This window comes from Pseudomonas sp. PDM03 (assembly GCF_014852385.1).
Taxonomy (GTDB): domain Bacteria; phylum Pseudomonadota; class Gammaproteobacteria; order Pseudomonadales; family Pseudomonadaceae; genus Aquipseudomonas; species Aquipseudomonas migulae.
This window is the reverse complement of sequence record NZ_JACVBM010000003.1, coordinates 235,784-251,730: the sequence shown is the minus strand read 5'-3', so window position 1 is coordinate 251,730 and position 15,947 is coordinate 235,784. Positions and strand designations below refer to the sequence as shown.

The window sequence follows — 15,947 nt, the reverse complement described above, 5'->3', positions numbered from 1 at the left end:
CCTTAAAAATTCCCTCGCTACAGGATTCCGCCCCCATGAAAGCCGCACTCGTCGAACTCATCAGCAAAATCAGCTCCGGGTGCATGAGCGAAGACGAAATCCTCAAAGTCGCCGACGAAGCGGCCCAGGCCTACGCCGATCCAGAGGCTTTTCTGACAGCCAATCCAGACATTAACTACGACGACACCTTCCCGATTCCATTGGGCGAGTGGGTCGTCGTCGGCAGCCTGCCGGAAACCGTGCTGTTCCAGGCTGACACCTATATGGACCTGTTCGCGCAGATCGTCGCTTCGTTCGGCCCGGGCGTGGATTTCAACATCAAACCCAAGCAACTGGCCAAGACCGAAGCGCTGACCGCGCTCAATCGCATCCAGGTGCAAATGGGCAGCATGAACAAGGAAAACGGCGGTTATACGCTGATGAATTTCAGCCAGTTGCTCGACGACGAGCTGCAAGTGGTGCTGGTCTACGGCAACGACGTACCGCGTGTGCTCGAGCTGTGCGCCGAGGTCGGCATCGCTGCCGCGCCTTCCCTGGAAGCCCTGAAAGTCGCCATCCACGTTTGATGGCATGAAACGAAACCCCTGGGGCCGACTATCCTGAGAGGGCACACAACGCTTAGGGAGCGACACCATGGGTTCCACGTTTAACGGCCTGGTGGGCCTGATCATCCTTGTCCTGGACATCTGGGCAATCATCAATGTGCTGAAAAGTGGCGCCGACACCGGGATGAAAATCATCTGGGTCCTGCTGATCCTGCTGCTGCCGGTCCTGGGCCTGATCATCTGGGCCATCGCCGGGCCACGGGGCAATGTGCGTATCTGACCCGACACAAAATCTGTAGGAGCTGGCTTGCCGGCGATCCGATCACCGCGGTGTATGTGACAGACCGCGTCGTCTGCATCGCCGGCAAACGGAACGCCGCCCGGCCGCTCCTACAGATATGTAGTCACCAGAAGGTTCGACCTGTCATCTTCCGCGACGTAGAATGCGCGCCTTTCCCGGGCAATCGAGCTGATCGATTGGCCATCATGGGCGGGTAACCGTCCGTTGCCACCGCATTCATCGGAGCACTTCCCATGAGCAACACTCCAACCAGCGATTACCTGGAAACCCTCTACGAAGGCTACGGCCAGCGTTTTCGCATGGAAAAACTGCTGCACGAAGTGCGCACCGAACACCAGCACCTGGTGATTTTCGAGAACCCGCGCATGGGCCGCGTCATGGCGCTGGACGGCGTGATCCAGACCACCGAAGCCGACGAATTCATCTACCACGAGATGCTCACCCACGTGCCGATCCTGGCGCATGGCAGCGCCAAGCGCGTGCTGATCATCGGTGGTGGCGACGGCGGCATGCTGCGTGAAGTGGCCAAGCACCGTAACGTCGAGCACATCACCATGGTCGAGATCGACGGCACCGTGGTCGACATGTGCAAGGAGTTCCTGCCGAACCACTCCAAGGGTGCATTCGATGATCCGCGCCTGAACCTGGTGATCGACGACGGTATGCGTTTCGTCGCCACCACCACTGAAAAGTTCGACGTGATCATTTCCGACTCCACCGACCCGATTGGTCCGGGCGAAGTGCTGTTCTCGGAAAACTTCTACCAGGCCTGCCGTCGTTGCCTCAACGAAGGCGGCATCCTGGTGACCCAGAACGGCACGCCGTTCATGCAGATCGAAGAAGTCAAAACCACCGCCGGCCGCCTGCGCAGCCTGTTCCCGGACTGGCACTTCTACCAGGCCGCCGTGCCGACCTACATCGGCGGTTCGATGACCTTTGCCTGGGGCGCGACCAACACCGCTTATCGCAAATTGTCCCGCGAAACCCTGCAACAGCGCTTTGCCGGTAGCGGCATCATCACCCGCTACTACAATCCGGAAATCCACATCGGCGCGTTCGCCTTGCCGCAATACGTGTTGCAGGCCGTGAACAAACCAAGCAACGACTAAAAGTACACAAAACCCCTGTAGGAGCCGGCTTGCTGGCGATCGGATCGACGCGGTGTCTCAGACAAACCGCAGCGCCTGCATCGCTAGCAAGCCAGCTCCTACAGGGACCGTGTTTTTCATGCTTGCACGGCGTAATCTGTTTGAACGAACGGTCTGGGTAAAAGTCCAGATGGATGTAAGCCCATTTACGGGTTTGTTCGAGGAGGCAGTGATGCAAAAGTGGAAAATCACTTTCGTGGATGATCACGGTGAAACAGCCAACGAAGTTTTTGAGTGCGACGAATGCCCGGACAACGAGCACGCCGCGAAACTGCTCAAGGAACGGCTTCTCCCAGTCGCCTCCGAACTGGATCTGAACGATCTGGAAGGGCGGACTTCTGACGCCACCGTCAAAAATCTCAAGACCCAGAACAGCATACAAATCCTCGGCATCACCCCCGTCTGATACCCCCTCTGGAACACTCGTGAAATAACCAGGCCTTGGCAGCGCCTCCGACTTGGGGCTACTCTGCAAGCGAGATCAGCGAATGGATCGCTAAGGTCTGGTCTTGTCAGCTACATGCTTGTTTCCCATCGGCAATTTGCTTGCCGCAGCGCTCGCACCCTTCGGTTGCCGGCGTCGGGAGTACGGAAAGTCTATCCATCGGTATCAGGAGGACGTTTCATGAGCACAGCCTATCAAGAAGACATCAGCAGCTCGGTTCTGCGCCGCATGAAAGAAGGCGGTTTCGACTTTTCACGTTTCCATCCCATCGAGTTCTACGCCATTTTCCCGGACGAGGAGCGGGCACGCAGGGCGGCAGGGCATTACTGCGGTGAATCCATGAATGCACAAATCAGCGTGCGCGACGACGGCGCCTGGTCCCTGGAACTGAGCAAAGTGATGTACGCCACCTATGACGGCATCGGCGACTTTGAGCAGGACTTCGAGGCGGTGGTCGAGCCTTTGGGTGGCATCATCGAAGGATGGGGCGTCAAGCAGGAGGTACGAGGGCTACTCGCATAACACTATGAACAGCGACAACATCCACTAACGGCTGACCTTCGGGTTGGCCGTTTTCGTTTGCGGCGATCAAGCCCCCTGTAGGAGCCAGCCTGCTGGCGATGACGCCCTGCGAATCACCGCAGAATTTCAGGCCTCATCGCCGGCAAGCCGGCTCCTACAGAAATCCGGCGTGCCACAAATCACCGCCCCCCGTAGGAGCCAGCTTGCTGGCGATGACGTCCTCCCAATCACCGCCAAACCATCAGCCACAAATCCCGAAACAAAAAAAAGCCGCCTGAGCAAGGCGGCTAAAAGGGAAGTTCGGTGAGCATTTCCAGCGAATGCGCGAATTATCCGCATCCCCCTCCGGGCAGTGAAATCAACTCTGACTATGCTGGTGATAGGCGACAGCATTGCTTCGCAATGAAGCGGGGGCGATCAGGTTGGGGCATTTGCCGCACAGGATTGGTGCGGTGTTAATCATGTGATTATCCAACCGATTGATATCAAAGCGTTTCTGCCGATGGCACGGGCCTTGCGAAGCCCAGATGTCCGGGTGACAAGGAGTACGGCATGATCCGCACCTATTTTGATGAGATGTACGATGCCGGCGGCCAGGTCCGCCCGCATTATCGGGAGTTTGCCCGTTGGCTGGCCGAAACGCCTGACGAGCTTTTGGCACAACGGCGACGCGAGGCCGATCTGCTGTTTCATCGCGCCGGGATTACTTTCACGCTCTACGGGGACGAGCAGGGGACAGAGCGCCTGATTCCCTTCGACACCATTCCACGCAGCATCCCCGCCAGTGAATGGCGGATCGTCGAACGCGGCTGCATCCAGCGGGTCAAGGCGCTGAACATGTTCCTCGCCGACCTCTATCACGAGCAGCGCATCATCAAGGCCGGCATCATCCCGGCCGAACAAGTGCTGGCCAACGAGCAATACCAGTTGGCGATGCAGGGGCTGGATCTGCACCGGGATATCTATTCCCACATTTCCGGCGTCGACCTGGTGCGCGATGGTGACGGCACGTACTACGTGCTGGAAGACAACCTGCGCACACCCAGCGGCGTGAGCTACATGCTCGAAGACCGCAAGATGATGATGCGCCTGTTCCCCGAGTTGTTCTCGGCCCAGCGCATCGCCCCGATCGATCATTATCCGAACCTGTTGCTCGACACCCTGAAAAGCTCCAGCCACCTCGATAACCCGAGCGTGGTGGTACTGACGCCGGGTCGCTTCAACAGCGCGTTTTTCGAGCATGCGTTTCTCGCTCGGGAAATGGGTGTTGAGTTGGTGGAAGGCGCGGACCTGTTCGTGCGTGACGACAAGGTGTTCATGCGCACCACGGACGGGCCGAAAGCGGTGGATGTGATCTACCGCCGTCTCGACGATGCATTCCTCGATCCGCTGGCGTTCAATCCGGACTCGATGCTCGGCGTTCCGGGGCTGCTGTCGTCGTACCGCTCGGGCAATGTGGTGCTGGCGAATGCCATCGGCACCGGGGTGGCGGACGATAAGTCGGTGTATCCGTTTGTCACCGACATGATCCGTTTCTATCTCGACGAAGAGCCGATCCTGAAGAACGTTCCGACGTTCCAGTGTCGTAATCCCTCCGAACTGTCCCACGTGCTGGCCAATCTTCCAGAACTGGTGGTCAAGGAAACCCAAGGCTCCGGCGGTTATGGAATGCTGGTGGGGCCGGCGGCGACGGCAGCGGAAATCGAATCCTTCCGCGAGCGAATCAAGGCCAAGCCCCACGCGTATATCGCGCAACCGACGTTGTCCCTGTCGACCTGCCCGACCTTTGTCGAAAACGGCATCGCACCACGCCACATCGACCTGCGTCCGTTTGTATTGTCTGGCCGCGAAACCCGGGTTGTGCCCGGCGGTTTGACCCGTGTCGCCCTGCGTGAAGGCTCCCTGGTGGTGAATTCCTCCCAGGGCGGCGGAACCAAGGACACCTGGGTGGTCGAGGATTGAAGGAAGCCTGTCATGTTAAGTAGAACTGCCTCGGATTTGTATTGGATGTCGCGTTACCTGGAGCGGGCGGAAAACCTCGCACGGATGCTCGACATCAGTTATTCGCTGTCGCTGATGCCGCAGGATGGCCGCGGTGACGGTCTGCACGAACTCGCCATGCCGCTGCTGATAACCGGCACCCTGGACGATTACCTCGAACGCCACGGCGAGTTGCATGCCGAACGGCTGCTGCACTTTTTTGCCCTGGACGCGGCAAACCCGGCGAGCATCTACAGCTGCCTCGGTTCGGCGCGGGCCAGCGCGCATGCCGTGCGGGGGCGAATCACCGCGGACATGTGGGAGAACATCAACGCCACCTGGCTGGAAATTCGCGGCATCGCCGATCAGGGCTTGAGTCGCTACGGCATGAGTCGTTTCTGCGAGTGGATCAAGGAACGTTCCCACCTGTTTCGCGGTGCGTCCTACGGCACGATCATGCGTAACGATGCGTTCCGGTTTATTCGTCTGGGCACTTTTATCGAAAGGGCGGACAACACCTTGCGCCTGCTGGATGCACGCTACGAAATGGCGGGCGATCAGGCCGATGCGGTCAGCGACGGCACGGCTCACGCCTATTACCAGTGGAGTGCCTTGTTGCGGGCGTTGTCGTCGTTCGAGGCCTACACCGAGATCTACCGCGACGCGCCCGGCGCCCGGCATGTGGCCGAACTGCTGTTGCTGCGCGCCGATGTCCCGCGATCCCTGCGCGCGTGCACCGAAGAAATCGACCAGATCCTCGCTCAACTGCCAGGGGCCAATGGCCGTCCTGCGCAACGTCTGGCCGCCGAGATGGACGCACGCCTGCGCTACACCGGCATCAACGAAATTCTCGACGAAGGCCTGCACGCGTGGCTGACCGAGTTCATCCCGCTGGTGCGCCAGTTGGGTAACGCCATACACAGTTCCTACCTGGAGGCTGCATGAGACTTTCCATTAGCCACGAGACCACCTATCACTACGAAGATCAGGTGCGGGCGAGCATCCAGTACCTGCGACTGACCCCTCACGATAGCGAGCGCCAGCACGTGCTCAGCTGGCAGCTCGACCTGCCGCGCCCGGTGCGCGCGCAACTCGACCCGTTCGGCAACATCCTGCACGTGCTGACCATGGATGAGCCGCATGAAGCGATCATCATCGGCGCCCGTGGCCAGGTCGACATCGACGAACTGCGTGAAGCCGAGCACGAGAGCCAGTCGGCGCTGCCGTTCCTGCGCTTCACGCGCCTGACCGAGGCCGACGAAGCCTTGCGTGAGTTCGCCGAGAAGGCGTGTAAAAAGCGCCGGGACCGCGCGGCATTGATCGACTTGATGCATGGCCTGAATTCGCACATGACCTACACGCCGGGCTCCACCGAAGTGGACACCAGCGCCGCGCAAGCCTTCGCCGGGCGTTCGGGTGTCTGTCAGGACCACACCCACGCGTTTCTCGCCTGCGCCCGCAGCCTGGGCATTCCGTCGCGTTATGTGTCGGGCTATTTGTACAGCGAGAACAGCGAGCATCTGGCCAGCCACGCGTGGGCTGAAGCCTGGCTGGATGACGCGTGGTACAGCTTTGACGTGACCAATGAACTGGCGCGCCCGGAGCGGCATTTGAAACTGGCGGTGGGTCTGGATTACCTGGATGCCTGCCCGGTACGCGGGATGCGTCGGGGCGGCGGGTGTGAGCAGATGCACGCAAAGGTATTTGTGTCGCCGACACCGATGCCGGTGATTTCAGTCCAGCAGCAGTAATCCTAGACACTGCACAACCCCTGTGTAGGAGCTGGCTTGCTGGCGATGGAGTGTCAGTCAACATTGTTTTAGCTGACACACCATCGCTAGCAAGCCAGCTCCTACAAGGGATCGCGTCAGGCTGGAATAGCGTCAGGGTTTAACCTTGCGCCCGGCCATGTGCTTCAAATACCTCACCAACATCTCCAGATCCCCATCCGGCAAAACCGCCGCCGAAAACCCCGGCATCTTCGCCTGCGGCCACTGCCGCAAACTCTGCGGATCACGGATGTAGCGCTTCAAAAAGTCCGCCCCGAAATACTCGGTCGGGTTAAACGGAATGTTCAGATCCGGCCCGAACTGCGCATCCCCGGCACCGTTCAATCGATGACACGCCAGACAATTCTTCTGAAACAGCGCAAACCCCACATTCACCGGGTCGCCCGCCTTCAGCGCCGGATCCGGCAGCAGGGCAGGGAAGCGCTCGGCCACCGGTGCCATGCGTTTGATGTCAGCCACTTGAAAGGGCCATTGCTCGGGACTGATATTGCCGGCCTGCGGATCCGTCCACACCAGATAAAACGGCCCGGCACTCGGCTTGTCTGCCGACAGCGCCGGCCACGGTTTTGTCGGGTCTTCAATCGCCAGCCACGCTCGCGCACCTTGGCTGTTGAGCAACGGCGCGGCAGCCAGTTCGGCAGCAAAACCATCCAGTGCCACAGCTTGCAGGTGATCGTCACGCTTGATGCCGGTCAACAAAGCCGCCAAGGGCACGGCGCGATAGCTCATGTCCCGTTTGTAGGAAACGTCGTTGGTAATGGTGATGGTCTGAACCTGAGGATGCTTGAGCAATTCCTCGGTCTGCCAGGTGCGGCTGTGTGCGCCCAGCTCCAGGTTCAGCTGTGCGGCATAAAGGGGCGAGCCGAACAGCAAGGCCCCGAGCAGAATGAGCGTTTTCAACAGATCGCCGTCCATGTCGTGGAAGTGCCGCAAAGGTTGGCACACCCACGCCGGCCCGGGTAGCGAGCCAGTCACATTTTTAAGAGGCGATGGAAACTGTGCGCCGATTTTTTAATAAAGACTCAGCCGATCACCTTCGTCAGGTTCGGCAAAATCAACAGCAACGTAGTAGCGAAAAGAATGAGCCCGGCTTGACGTACTTTCGAATGTTTGAACATGGCTTGACCGCCTTTTTTGTTATTTCCTGATGCCTGCCTGCATATCTCCATGACGGCAGAGCGTTGCACTTCCTGTAAGGCGACCGCCTCGGCAAAACCCGACGACAACTTCGCATATGTTCACCTTAGGGCCCGCGTCACTCGTGACTTAGATCCCTTTCGTATGGAGCGCGCACTTATTGCTTTAAAAAAGGCATGAGGCCTATTGCCAGCTTCTTTGCCGCCCTTTTGCTAGACATCTCGGTGTCCTGAAACGATCAATCCGGTAGCACACTACCGTCCGTCTGAGCGTGTCCGTCAACGTCAGTGAGCATTGCGGTCATTGAATCGGCGGTGGCTCGGCATAAGGTGAGGGCTCAGTATTTTCACCGCCAGGTTCGAGGACGTCATGACCCAAGCTTTGATTTTCGACGCGTTACGCACGCCCCGTGGCAAGGGCAAGTCCGATGGTGCCTTGCACAGTGTCAAGCCGGTGAACCTGGTGGCGGGGTTGCTCAAGGCGCTGCAACAGCGCACGGCGCTGGACACCAGTCAGGTCGACGACGTGGTGTTGGGCTGTGTGACGCCGGTTGGCGATCAAGGTGCGGACATCGCCAAAACGGCCGCACAGGTGGCCGATTGGGACGTCAGCGTCGCGGGCGTGCAGATCAACCGCTTCTGCGCGTCAGGGCTGGAGGCCGTCAACCTCGGGGCGATGAAAGTGCGTTCCGGCTTCGAAGACCTGGTGGTGGTCGGTGGCGTCGAGTCGATGTCACGGGTGCCGATGGGCAGCGATGGCGGCGCCTGGGCGCTGGACCCGGAAACCAATTTGCACAGCCATTTCACCCCGCAAGGCGTCGGCGCCGATCTGATCGCCACCCTCGAAGGCTTCAGCCGCCAGGACGTCGATGCCTACGCGCTGCACTCCCAGCAAAAAGCGGCGCGGGCCCGGGCCGACGGTTCGTTCAGCAAATCGCTGGTGCCGGTGCAGGATCAGAACGGCATCATTTTGCTCGATCACGATGAGTTCATCCGCGCCGACTCCACCCTGGAAGGCCTGGGCAAACTCAAGCCGAGCTTCGAGATGATGGGGCAAATGGGCTTCGACACAACGGCATTGCGGGTCTACAGCCACGTGGAGCGGATCAATCACGTGCACACGCCGGGCAACAGCTCCGGGATCGTCGATGGCGCGGCGTTGATGCTGATCGGCTCCGAAGCCAAGGGACGTGCACTGGGCTTGCAGCCACGGGCGCGAATCGTCGCCACGGCGGTCACCAGCACCGACCCGACGATCATGCTCACCGGCCCGGCACCGGCCACCCGCAAAGCGCTGGCCAAGGCCGGGCTGCGGGTCGAAGACATCGACCTGTTCGAGGTCAACGAGGCGTTTGCCTCCGTCGTGCTGAAATTCATCAAGGACATGGCCATCGACCCGGACAAGGTCAACGTCAACGGCGGCTCCATCGCCATGGGGCATCCGCTGGGCGCTACAGGTTGCGCAATCCTCGGCACGCTGCTCGATGAACTGGAAACCCGGCGCCTGCGCTTTGGCCTCGCGACCCTGTGCGTCGGCGGCGGCATGGGCATTGCCACCATCATCGAACGCCTCTGAGCCACGATTTCAAGGAATTATCTTCATGACTGAAGCCATTCGTTACGAAAAAGGGCAGGACCAGATCGTCGTCCTGACCATCGACATGCCGGGCCAGAGCGCCAACACCATGAACGCGGTCTATCGCGAGGCCATGGCCGCTTGCGTCGCCCGACTGGTTGCCGAGAAAGACAGCATCGCCGGCGTGATCATCACCTCGGCGAAGAAGACCTTCTTCGCCGGCGGTGACCTCAATGAACTGATCAAGGTCGGCAAGCCTGAAGCCAAAGCGTTCTACGACATGGTGCTGACGCTGAAGGGCCAACTGCGCACCCTGGAAACCCTGGGTAAACCGGTGGTCGCCGCAATCAACGGCGCGGCGCTGGGGGGAGGTTGGGAAATCTGCCTGGCCTGTCATCACCGCGTGGCGCTGGACAATTCATCGGTGCAGCTCGGCCTGCCGGAAGTCACCCTCGGCCTGTTGCCGGGTGGTGGCGGGGTAGTGCGCATGGTGCGCATGCTCGGTCTGGAGAAGGCCTTGCCGTATCTGCTTGAAGGCAAGAAAGTCCGCGCGCGACAAGCCTTGCAGGCGGGCTTGATCGATGAGTTGGCGCTGGATCACGATGAACTGCTGAGCAAGGCGCGCGCCTGGATTCTGGCCAATCCGACGGCAGTGCAACGTTGGGATGTGAAGGGCTATCAGATTCCGGGCGGTACGCCGTCGCATCCGAAAGTCGCGCAGATGCTGGCGATTGCACCGTCGATCCTGCGCACTAAAACCCAGGGCTGTATGCCCGCACCAGAGAAGATTCTTTGCGCCGCTGTGGAAGGCGCTCAGGTGGATTTCGACACGGCGCACCTGATCGAAACCCGCTACTTCACCGAGCTGACCACCGGCCAGATCTCGAAGAACCTGATCGGCACGTTCTGGTTCCAGCTCAACGAGATCAATGCCGGCGGTTCGCGACCTCAAGGGTTTGCACCTTACGTGACGCGTCGCGTGGGGGTTCTGGGCGCGGGGATGATGGGAGCCGGCATTGCCTTTGTCAGCGCCTCGGCCGGTATCGAAGTGGTGCTCAAAGACATCAACCTCGCTGCGGCGGAAAAGGGCAAGGCTCATTCGGCGGCGTTGCTGGACAAGAAAGTTGCCCGGGGGCAGTTGAGCGTTGAACAGCGGGACTCAGTGCTAGCGCGCATCAAAACCACTGAAAATGACGCCGATCTGGCCGGTTGCGACCTGATCATTGAAGCCGTGTTCGAAGACCGCGAACTGAAAGCCAAAGTCTCTTCGGCCGCGCAACAGGTCGTGGGCCCTGACGCGGTGATCGCTTCCAACACCTCGACCTTGCCCATCAGCGGGCTCGCCACCGCGGTACCGGATCAGAGCAAATTCATCGGCCTGCATTTCTTCAGCCCCGTGGAAAAAATGCCGCTGGTGGAAATCATCAAGGGCGCCCACACCAGCGACGAAACCCTGGCCCGCGGTTTCGATTTCGTCCTGCAAATCAAGAAAACCCCGATTGTGGTCAACGACAGCCGTGGCTTCTTCACGTCACGGGTGTTCGGCACCTTCACCAACGAAGGCATTGCCATGCTCGGCGAAGGCGTGAGCGCAGCGATGATCGAGACCGAAGCGCGCAAGGCGGGCATGCCCATCGGGCCTCTGGCGATCTCCGACGAAGTTTCCCTCAGCCTCATGAGCCATATCCGCCAGCAAACGGCTAAAGACCTGCAAGCGGAAGGGAAACCACTGATTGAGCACCCGGCGTTTGCCGTGATTGACTTGCTGCTCAACGAATACAAACGTCCCGGCAAAGCGGCAGGTGGTGGTTTTTACGAATACCCGGCCGGTGGCCAGAAGCACTTGTGGCCAGAGCTGAAAAGTCGTTTCGAGAAGGCTGACGGGCAGATTTCACCGAAGGACGTGCGTGATCGCCTGCTGTTCGTGCAAGCCATCGAAACCGTGCGTTGCGTGGAGGAGGGCGTGCTGACCTCGACTGCGGATGCCAACGTCGGCTCGATCTTCGGCATTGGTTTCGCGGCCTGGACCGGCGGCGCGCTGCAGTTCATCAACCAGTACGGCGTGAAGGACTTCGTCGCGCGTGCGCAATACCTGGCCGAGCAGTACGGCGAACGGTTCGCGCCACCCGCGCTGCTGCTGGAGAAAGCGGCCAAAGGGGAGGTGTTTTAAGGGACCGATGACGACTCGTGGGGCTTGCCTTGGAACGGTGTTTCGAGGCAGGCTCTGGGGTGTGCATTATTCCCATCACGTGTCAGGTATTTTTTATGTCGTTACGCATCTGCATTCTGGAAACCGACATCCTGCGTCCGGAACTGGTCGATCAATATCAGGGTTACGGGCAGATGTTCCAGCGTCTGTTTTCGCAACAACCCATCGCGGCCGAGTTCACTGTCTACAACGTGATGCAGGGCGAATACCCCAGCGATGATGAGGCCTTCGACGCCTATCTCGTCACCGGCAGCAAGGCCGATTCCTTCGGCACCGACCCATGGATTCAAACCCTCAAGGCTTACCTGCTGACCCGCTACGAACGCGGCGACAAACTGCTGGGCGTGTGCTTCGGCCATCAGTTGCTGGCGCTGCTGCTGGGCGGCAAGAGCGAGCGTGCGACCCAGGGCTGGGGCGTCGGCACCCACAGTTACAAACTCGCCGCCAAGGCACCGTGGATGAGCCCGGTGCGCGAAGAGTTGACGTTGTTGATCAGCCACCAGGACCAGGTGACGTCGCTGCCGGAAAACGCCACGGTCATCGCTTCCAGCGATTTCTGCCCGTTTGCCGCGTACCACATCAACGATCAGGTGTTGTGCTTCCAGGGGCACCCGGAATTCATTCACGATTACTCGCGAGCCTTGCTGGATATTCGTCAGGAAGCGTTGGGCGAGCAGGTGTATACCAAAGGCATGGCGAGCCTTGAGCATGAGCATCATGGCGCGACCGTTGCGGAGTGGATGATGCGGTTTGTGGCGCATAAACCAGAAACTGTTTGAAGCTGAAAAGCCTCGCTCCTTGTAGGAGCGAGCGGTGCGGCGATCCGACTTGCCCGCGAATGTCACTGACAACTCGGTTGTGGCTACAACCACCCCGACTTCTTGAAACTCGCCCACAAACTCACACACCCCACCGCAATAAACCCCAGCACCGCGAAATACCCGTAATGCCAGGTCAGCTCGGGCATGTTCTGGAAGTTCATCCCATAGATCCCGGCCACTGCCGTCGGGAACGCCAGAATCGCCGCCCACGCCGCGAACTTACGCTGCACCACGCTTTGCCGTGACGCCTCCAGCAACACCCCGACTTCAATGGTCTGGCTGGCAATGTCCGCCAGGGTCGTCAGGTCTTCCATCTGCCGGGTCACATGGATCTGCACATCGCGAAAGTACGGGCGCATGTTCTTGTCGATGAACGGAAAACTCAGCTTCTGCAGCTCCTCACCGATTTCCACCATCGGCGCCGCATACCGCCGCAAACGCAATACATCGCGGCGCAGACTGTGGAGTTTTTGAATGTCGCGCTCGTTGAGGGAGCTGCACATGACGTTACGTTCCAGCTCATCGATCTCTGCATGGATCGCTTCGCCCATCGGCTGATAGTTTTCAATCACAAAGTCGAGGATGGCATAGAGTACGAAATCTTCCCCGTGCTCCAGCAACAGTGGACGCGCCTCACAACGCTGGCGGACATAAGCGTAGGACGCCGAATGACCGTTACGCGCAGTAATGATGTAACCGTTGCCGGCAAAGATATGAGTCTCGATGAACTCAAGCTTTCCTTCATGGCGGATCGGCGAATACGTGACGATAAACAGCGCATCGCCAAAGGTTTCCAACTTCGGTCGACTGTGTTTTTCCAGGGCGTCTTCAATGGCCAGTTCGTGCAGGTTGAACTGGCGTTGCAGATTGAACAGCTCCTGGGCATTCGGCTCTTCGAGGCCGATCCAGACAAAGTGACCAGGCTTGGCGGCCCAGGCAGCGCCTTCGTCGAGGGTGATATTGGTGACCTTCTTACCAGCGCTGTAAACCGCAGCAGCAACAACTCTACCCATGATTCAGCTTCACTTCTTATTAGTAGCAGGCAGTGTTCAGCTTATCCTTCTATACCGCTTGAGAGTCAGTGAAATCTGCAGAGTTCGCAGGCAAAAGTTCGCAGGCAAAAGAAAACCCGCACAGGGCGGGTTTCGTTTCACGCGGCTTGCAGTTGCCGATCCATCGAGGCAATGCACTCGCGCATCTGCTCGCGGCACTGGGCGATCAGCAGCGGCATGTCGTCCAGGCTCAGTCCGGCAGTTGGAATGGCCGGCAAAGAGCGGATCAGAATTTTCCCACTGCGCCAGCGGTTCAATCGCATGTGTTTGACGTAACTGCTGACACACACCGGGACGATCGGCACGCCCGCCGCGATCGCCATCTGGAACGCGCCTTTCTTGAAGGGCAGCAGGTCTTCACCGAGATTGCGCGTGCCTTCCGGGAACACCCAGATCGAGGTGTCTTCATGTTGCAAGGTGTGCGTGGTGGTCAGCATCGACTGGCGTGCCTTGTGCGCATTGCCACGGTCGATCAACACATTACCGGCCAACCAGAACAGCTGACCGAACAACGGCACCCACTTCAGGCTCTTCTTGCCGATGCACACGGTGCGGCGGGGCACCACGTTGCCGAAAACAAACAAGTCATAGTTGGACTGGTGGTTGGCGATGATCACGCAGCTCTCGGGTTTGTCCATCAATGGCCCGACGTCGGCCTTCACTCGCAAACGCAAAATGCACATTGCCGGCCACGCATACAGGCGCGCGCACAAACGGCTGTTGTCCGGGTTGAACGGGCGAAACAGCCCCAGAATCACCCCCAGCACACCAGCGAGAATAAAGTGCAGGCCCATCAATAACATACGAAACACGAACAGCATTTACAGGCCCCACCGGGACAAAAGGTGGCGCAGTGTACGGATGTGCACTGTTTTCGGCAATTGCCTCTATAGAGGTAGGAGATAGCCGATGTTTGAGCGCATGTTTCCGACTAGTTGGTCAGATGTGTTCTAGAGGGGTTGTAGACTTTTCCACAGAGCGTGTATGAAAAAGCCCGACACGATGGTCAGGCTTTTCGGTGCAGCATCTTTGGGTTAACCCAAATGCTCCTGATCCTGGATGATTGCGTTGTCCAGGGTGTCCAGCAGTGCCTTGCGCACTTTCAGCTTGGTGTTCTTGTGCGCGGTCATGTTGATCTTCTTCAACTGACGAGCCGCTGCCAGCGCCGCGCCTTGCAGCTCTTCGGGCGACACCACCAAGTCGAGGAAACCGGCATCCACGGCACTCTTCGGGTTGAACATCTCACCGTTGATCACCGAACGATGCAGCGCTGCCTTGCTCAGGCGATCACGGGCGATTTCAATACCGGCGTGGTGCATGGTCATGCCGATCTGCACTTCGTTCAGGCCAATGCTGAACGGGCCGTCGACACCAATGCGATAATCCGCCGACAACAACAGGAACGCACCCTTGGCCACTGCGTGCCCAGGGCACGCGACAATTACTGGAAACGGGTGCGACAACAGACGACGGGACAATGTCGAACCAGCCGTCACCAGCGATACGGCTTCTTTAGGGCCTGCTGTCATCACCTTCAAGTCATAACCGCCCGACAAAATTCCTGGCGTACCGGTGATGATCACCACTGCACGATCAGTCACCGCCTGATCCAGCGCAGCATTAAACGCAGCAATCACGTCCGGAGAGATGGCATTGACCTTGCCGTTGCTCAAGGTCAGGGTCGCGATACCGTCTTCGAGGTGGTAGGAAATCAACTCACTCATGACGCTATTCCTTGTATGAAAGTTGGGGCAGACGTTACCCACCGCCGCAGGCCAGGTAAAGCGCCGTGACTGACCCGCCAGTCACCCTTTCCCCGCCGGGCAAGCGTAGCCCGCCGCTCCCGCCGTGCATTCCTCTCTCTATATAGGAGAGCGCGAAGCCAGAGATTGGCAGGTTTGCCATGGCCCGGAATGCTCCCGGAACCTCCAAACCGCTAAGCACATGAAAATTCTGCAAAAAAAGTTTGCCATCAGAAAAGCTTTCGACTACATTAGCGCGCCTCGACAGACAGAACATGTTTGACGAGATACGGTGAAGTGTCCGAGTGGCTTAAGGAGCACGCCTGGAAAGTGTGTATACAAGAAATTGTATCGAGAGTTCGAATCTCTCCTTCACCGCCAAATTCGATGTAGCCAGAACCCCTGATTTCGAAAGAAATCAGGGGTTTTGTGGTTTCTGGGTGTCTGGATTTCGAGGCGGCACGTTGGCCGCGACAAGGGTAAAAAATGCTTGCCTGGTGGGGTGTCAATTTGCCAGCGTATGATATATTGGCGCCGTTTATGTGACCAGGATCAAAGCCTTATCATTGATTTTCAATGAAAATTAATACGACTTTAGTCTGATTCGCTTAACAACAAGGATGTACACGTGCGAAAGGGGTATGCACTTAGGCAGGATCAAATGCTTTCCCCTTTTTTGC

General features: G+C 58.7%; 15 protein-coding genes and 1 tRNA gene. 12 read left to right on the top strand and 4 right to left on the bottom strand.

The genetic code is table 11. The features are described 5' to 3' along the window. The first annotated feature begins 35 nt into the window (after positions 1 to 35). The 8 genes from IB254_RS07960 to IB254_RS07925 all read left to right on the top strand — a co-directional run bounded on the left by IB254_RS07960 (position 36) and on the right by IB254_RS07925 (position 6,692). Complete coding sequence (locus IB254_RS07960; protein WP_008042186.1) at positions 36 to 566, top strand: hypothetical protein; 531 nt, start codon at positions 36 to 38, stop codon at positions 564 to 566. A 67-nt stretch (positions 567 to 633) separates the two neighbouring features. Continuing rightward, entirely contained in the window at positions 634 to 825 is a 192-nt protein-coding gene (locus IB254_RS07955) for a PLDc N-terminal domain-containing protein (protein ID WP_008042187.1), read from the top strand. Positions 826 to 1,079: 254 nt separating this feature from the next. Further along, positions 1,080 to 1,955 (top strand): polyamine aminopropyltransferase, encoded by an 876-nt coding sequence (gene speE / locus IB254_RS07950; protein ID WP_192416946.1) that lies wholly within the window; start codon positions 1,080 to 1,082, stop codon positions 1,953 to 1,955. A 211-nt stretch (positions 1,956 to 2,166) separates the two neighbouring features. After that, positions 2,167 to 2,400, top strand: a complete 234-nt coding sequence (locus IB254_RS07945) for a hypothetical protein (RefSeq protein WP_192416945.1) — start codon at positions 2,167 to 2,169, stop codon at positions 2,398 to 2,400. 219 nt (positions 2,401 to 2,619) lie between these two features. Continuing rightward, positions 2,620 to 2,961, top strand: a complete 342-nt coding sequence (locus tag IB254_RS07940) for a ribonuclease E inhibitor RraB (protein WP_008027314.1) — start codon at positions 2,620 to 2,622, stop codon at positions 2,959 to 2,961. Between the two features lie 552 nt (positions 2,962 to 3,513). Further along, complete coding sequence (locus IB254_RS07935) at positions 3,514 to 4,923, top strand: circularly permuted type 2 ATP-grasp protein (RefSeq protein ID WP_008027316.1); 1,410 nt, start codon at positions 3,514 to 3,516, stop codon at positions 4,921 to 4,923. A gap of 12 nt (positions 4,924 to 4,935) precedes the next feature. Then, positions 4,936 to 5,886, top strand: a complete 951-nt coding sequence (locus IB254_RS07930; protein WP_008027318.1) for an alpha-E domain-containing protein — start codon at positions 4,936 to 4,938, stop codon at positions 5,884 to 5,886. Next, positions 5,883 to 6,692 (top strand): transglutaminase family protein, encoded by an 810-nt coding sequence (locus IB254_RS07925; protein ID WP_192416944.1) that lies wholly within the window; start codon positions 5,883 to 5,885, stop codon positions 6,690 to 6,692. Before IB254_RS07930 ends, IB254_RS07925 begins: the two co-directional genes overlap by 4 nt. A gap of 132 nt (positions 6,693 to 6,824) precedes the next feature. Here IB254_RS07925 and IB254_RS07920 read toward each other — a convergent pair whose 3' ends face one another. Next, the gene (locus IB254_RS07920) at positions 6,825 to 7,646 is read right to left on the bottom strand and encodes a c-type cytochrome (protein ID WP_192417008.1); all 822 of its coding nucleotides are present in this window, start codon (positions 7,644 to 7,646) and stop codon (positions 6,825 to 6,827) included. A gap of 591 nt (positions 7,647 to 8,237) precedes the next feature. On the opposite strand from IB254_RS07920, the gene IB254_RS07915 reads away from it, so the two are divergent. The 3 genes from IB254_RS07915 to IB254_RS07905 all read left to right on the top strand — a co-directional run bounded on the left by IB254_RS07915 (position 8,238) and on the right by IB254_RS07905 (position 12,431). Next, entirely contained in the window at positions 8,238 to 9,443 is a 1,206-nt protein-coding gene (locus tag IB254_RS07915; RefSeq protein WP_192416943.1) for an acetyl-CoA C-acetyltransferase, read from the top strand. 25 nt (positions 9,444 to 9,468) lie between these two features. Further along, the gene (locus IB254_RS07910) at positions 9,469 to 11,613 is read left to right on the top strand and encodes a 3-hydroxyacyl-CoA dehydrogenase NAD-binding domain-containing protein (protein ID WP_192416942.1); all 2,145 of its coding nucleotides are present in this window, start codon (positions 9,469 to 9,471) and stop codon (positions 11,611 to 11,613) included. 95 nt (positions 11,614 to 11,708) lie between these two features. Beyond that, positions 11,709 to 12,431, top strand: a complete 723-nt coding sequence (locus IB254_RS07905) for an amidotransferase (RefSeq protein WP_008027324.1) — start codon at positions 11,709 to 11,711, stop codon at positions 12,429 to 12,431. 83 nt (positions 12,432 to 12,514) lie between these two features. Here the strand turns inward: IB254_RS07905 and IB254_RS07900 are convergent, their stop codons facing one another. From IB254_RS07900 to IB254_RS07890, 3 genes are all read right to left on the bottom strand, one after another. After that, positions 12,515 to 13,486 carry a magnesium and cobalt transport protein CorA gene (locus tag IB254_RS07900; protein ID WP_008027325.1) on the bottom strand — a complete coding sequence of 324 codons (972 nt, stop codon included), beginning with the start codon at positions 13,484 to 13,486 and terminating at the stop codon, positions 12,515 to 12,517. Positions 13,487 to 13,623: 137 nt separating this feature from the next. Then, complete coding sequence (locus tag IB254_RS07895; protein ID WP_008027326.1) at positions 13,624 to 14,346, bottom strand: 1-acylglycerol-3-phosphate O-acyltransferase; 723 nt, start codon at positions 14,344 to 14,346, stop codon at positions 13,624 to 13,626. A gap of 213 nt (positions 14,347 to 14,559) precedes the next feature. After that, positions 14,560 to 15,249 (bottom strand): crotonase/enoyl-CoA hydratase family protein, encoded by a 690-nt coding sequence (locus IB254_RS07890; protein ID WP_008027327.1) that lies wholly within the window; start codon positions 15,247 to 15,249, stop codon positions 14,560 to 14,562. Positions 15,250 to 15,558: 309 nt separating this feature from the next. Here IB254_RS07890 and IB254_RS07885 point away from each other — a divergent pair. Continuing rightward, positions 15,559 to 15,648: transfer RNA gene (locus IB254_RS07885), tRNA-Ser, on the top strand. Positions 15,649 to 15,947: the final 299 nt, after the last annotated feature.

Bases quoted from the DNA above. Each gene is read 5' to 3' on its own strand.
- IB254_RS07900 (WP_008027325.1), bottom strand. From the start codon at position 13,486: ATGGGTAGAGTTGTTGCTGCTGCGGTTTACAGCGCTGGTAAGAAGGTC.
- IB254_RS07960 (WP_008042186.1), top strand. From the start codon at position 36: ATGAAAGCCGCACTCGTCGAACTCATCAGCAAAATCAGCTCCGGGTGC.
- speE (WP_192416946.1), top strand. From the start codon at position 1,080: ATGAGCAACACTCCAACCAGCGATTACCTGGAAACCCTCTACGAAGGC.
- IB254_RS07905 (WP_008027324.1), top strand. From the start codon at position 11,709: ATGTCGTTACGCATCTGCATTCTGGAAACCGACATCCTGCGTCCGGAA.
- IB254_RS07930 (WP_008027318.1), top strand. From the start codon at position 4,936: ATGTTAAGTAGAACTGCCTCGGATTTGTATTGGATGTCGCGTTACCTG.
- IB254_RS07935 (WP_008027316.1), top strand. From the start codon at position 3,514: ATGATCCGCACCTATTTTGATGAGATGTACGATGCCGGCGGCCAGGTC.
- IB254_RS07955 (WP_008042187.1), top strand. From the start codon at position 634: ATGGGTTCCACGTTTAACGGCCTGGTGGGCCTGATCATCCTTGTCCTG.
- IB254_RS07940 (WP_008027314.1), top strand. From the start codon at position 2,620: ATGAGCACAGCCTATCAAGAAGACATCAGCAGCTCGGTTCTGCGCCGC.
- IB254_RS07945 (WP_192416945.1), top strand. From the start codon at position 2,167: ATGCAAAAGTGGAAAATCACTTTCGTGGATGATCACGGTGAAACAGCC.
- IB254_RS07925 (WP_192416944.1), top strand. From the start codon at position 5,883: ATGAGACTTTCCATTAGCCACGAGACCACCTATCACTACGAAGATCAG.
- IB254_RS07895 (WP_008027326.1), bottom strand. From the start codon at position 14,346: ATGCTGTTCGTGTTTCGTATGTTATTGATGGGCCTGCACTTTATTCTC.
- IB254_RS07890 (WP_008027327.1), bottom strand. From the start codon at position 15,249: ATGAGTGAGTTGATTTCCTACCACCTCGAAGACGGTATCGCGACCCTG.
- IB254_RS07910 (WP_192416942.1), top strand. From the start codon at position 9,469: ATGACTGAAGCCATTCGTTACGAAAAAGGGCAGGACCAGATCGTCGTC.
- IB254_RS07915 (WP_192416943.1), top strand. From the start codon at position 8,238: ATGACCCAAGCTTTGATTTTCGACGCGTTACGCACGCCCCGTGGCAAG.
- IB254_RS07920 (WP_192417008.1), bottom strand. From the start codon at position 7,646: ATGGACGGCGATCTGTTGAAAACGCTCATTCTGCTCGGGGCCTTGCTG.